This is a genomic window from Inquilinus sp., assembly GCF_039594555.1.
Lineage (GTDB): Bacteria > Pseudomonadota > Alphaproteobacteria > DSM-16000 > Inquilinaceae > Inquilinus.
In genome coordinates this window covers 1-2,508 of record NZ_JBCNNF010000643.1, presented here as the reverse complement: position 1 = coordinate 2,508, position 2,508 = coordinate 1, and the positions used below count along the sequence as shown (strand labels likewise).

At 68.8% G+C, this 2,508-nt stretch carries 1 protein-coding gene and 1 pseudogene; both read left to right on the top strand.

Annotation, left to right across the window (positions count from 1 at the left end; translation table 11 throughout):
- The first annotated feature begins 324 nt into the window (after window positions 1–324).
- The gene (locus ABDW35_RS35445) at window positions 325–1,674 is read left to right on the top strand and encodes a dicarboxylate/amino acid:cation symporter (protein WP_343718532.1); all 1,350 of its coding nucleotides are present in this window, start codon (window positions 325–327) and stop codon (window positions 1,672–1,674) included.
- 73 nt (window positions 1,675–1,747) lie between these two features.
- Window positions 1,748–2,508 (top strand): annotated as a pseudogene (locus tag ABDW35_RS35440) (hypothetical protein); the annotation flags it as partial.

Genomic DNA, 2,508 nt, shown 5'->3' with positions numbered 1-2,508 from the left:
GCAGGAGCTGCTGCATGGATTGCTTCGCTGCGCTCGCAATGACGGTGCTGGTGGTTTTCGCTTGGACGTGTGCGGGTCTCCGCCCTTTGCGGGACTGTCCTGTGCGGATTTCCGCACAGATCCGGGGCCGATGGCAATCCGCCATCGGGAAAGGATCCTTTCCGATCAACACCATGGCAAAATTCGGGCGGATGGGCGCAAAATGGCACGGCGCTTGCGACACTTGGCATGCCGTCCGCAAGAAGGTCATCCCCGGGGCGGCAGGAAACCCCATTGCCGGCCCGGCTGCGGTCATCGCGGCCCGTGCCCCGAGGAGTGTGTGCCATGGCCTCTCATGCCGCCGCGGCGACCCCGCGTCCGCCCGTGCCCTTCTACCGCCATCTCTATGTCCAGGTGCTGATCGCGGTCGTGATCGGCGTGCTGATCGGCCATTTCTGGCCCGAGACCGGGGCGTCGCTGCAGCCGCTGGGCGACGGCTTCATCAAGCTGGTGAAGATGATCATCGCGCCGGTCATCTTCCTGACCGTGGTCACCGGCATCGCCAGCATGCACGACCTGGAGAAGGTCGGCCGGGTCGGCGCCAAGGCGATGATCTACTTCCTGGTGTTCTCGACCCTGGCGCTGATCGTCGGATTGATCATCGCCAACCTGGTGCAGCCGGGATCGGGCCTGAACATCGACCCGGCGACGCTGGACCCGAAGGCGGTGGAGAAATACACCACCCAGGCGCATGACCAGTCGATCGTCGGCTTCCTGCTGAACATCATCCCGACCGGCCTGGTCGGCGCCTTCGTCGGTACCGACCCCAAGGCGGGTCCGGAGATCCTGCAGGTGCTTTTCGTCTCGGTGCTGTTCGGCGTCGGCCTCGCCATGACCGGCGAGAGGGGCGCGCCGGTGCTGAATTTCCTGAAGTCGGTGTCGGGCGCGGTGTTCAAGATCGTCCACATCCTGATGAAGGTGGCGCCGATCGGCGCCTTCGGCGCGATGGCCTTCACCATCGGCAAGTTCGGCATCGGCTCGGTGATCAACCTGGCCTTCCTGGTCGGCACCTTCTACGCCACCGCGATCATCTTCGTGGTCGTCGTGCTCGGCGCCGTCGCCCGCTACAACGGCTTCTCGGTGCTGGCGCTGGTCCGCTACATCAAGGCCGAGCTGCTGCTGGTGCTGGGCACCAGCTCGTCCGAGGCGGCGCTGCCGTCGCTGATGGAGAAGATGGAGCGCGCGGGCTGCGCCAAGCCGGTGGTCGGCCTGGTGATCCCGACCGGCTATTCCTTCAACCTCGACGGCACCAACATCTACATGACCATGGCGGCGCTGTTCATCGCCCAGGCGACGAACACGCATCTGTCCTATGGCGACGAGATCCTGCTGTTGCTGGTGGCGATGCTCAGCTCCAAGGGAGCGGCCGGCGTCACCGGCTCGGGCTTCATCACCCTGGCGGCGACGCTGTCGGTGGTGCCGACCGTGCCGGTCGCCGGCATGGCGCTGATCCTCGGCGTCGACCGCTTCATGTCCGAGTGCCGGGCGCTGACCAACATCGTCGGCAATGCCGTGGCTGCCGTCGTCGTCGCCCGCTGGGAGGGCGCGCTGGACCAGGACCGGCTGCGCGCTGCCCTGGCCGGCGAGCCGCTGCCGGCGCTGGATGACGGCGTGGCCCCCGCCCCGGCGGAGTGACGCAGCCGGGCGGCGGGCCGACGGTCCGCCGCCCTCGTCACGTGGAAGGATCGAGATGACGGGGAGGCCAAGCATGGCCCTGCGATATGCCCTTGGTGTCCTCGCCGCGGCTGCCGCGCTGGTCACCCTGTCGGCCTTGCCGCTGCGGGCGGCGGATGAGAGCTCACCGGAGAAGCCGGTCAAGGTGGTGGCCGACCAGCGCCTGGCGGTGACCACGCCGGCCGGCTCCGGCGAGCTGGCGCTCTATGTCTCGCGCGACTGGTCGACGCCGCAGCCCGGCGTCACCCGGGCGGTGATCGTGATCCATGGCCGGCTGCGCAATGCGGACGTCTACAACGCCTCGGGCGAGAAGGCGCTGGCCGCGGCGGGGGAGGCGGGGCAGGCCGCGATCCTGGTGGTGCCGCAGTTCCTGGCCGAGGTCGACGCGACGGCGCACCACCTGCCGGCTGGCACGCTGCGTTGGGGAACGACCGGCTGGGAAGGCGGCGCCGACGCCAAGGGGCCGGCCCCGATCAGCTCCTTCGCCGCGCTCGACGCCATCCTCGCGAAGCTGGCCGACCGGACGCTGTTCCCCGACCTGAAGACGATCGTGGTCGCCGGCCATTCCGGCGGCGGCCAGGTGGTGCAGCGCTACGCCATCCTGGGCAAGGGCGAGGCGACGCCGATCGCCGCCGGCATCGCCGTGCGCTATGTCGTCGCCAACCCCTCCACCTATGCCTATTTCACCGCCGACCGCCCGGACGGGGAGGGCGGCTTCGGCCCCTTCGCCGGCGCCGCGTCCTGCCCGAAATTCGACCGCTGGAAATACGGCATGGCCGACCTGCCGGCCTATGC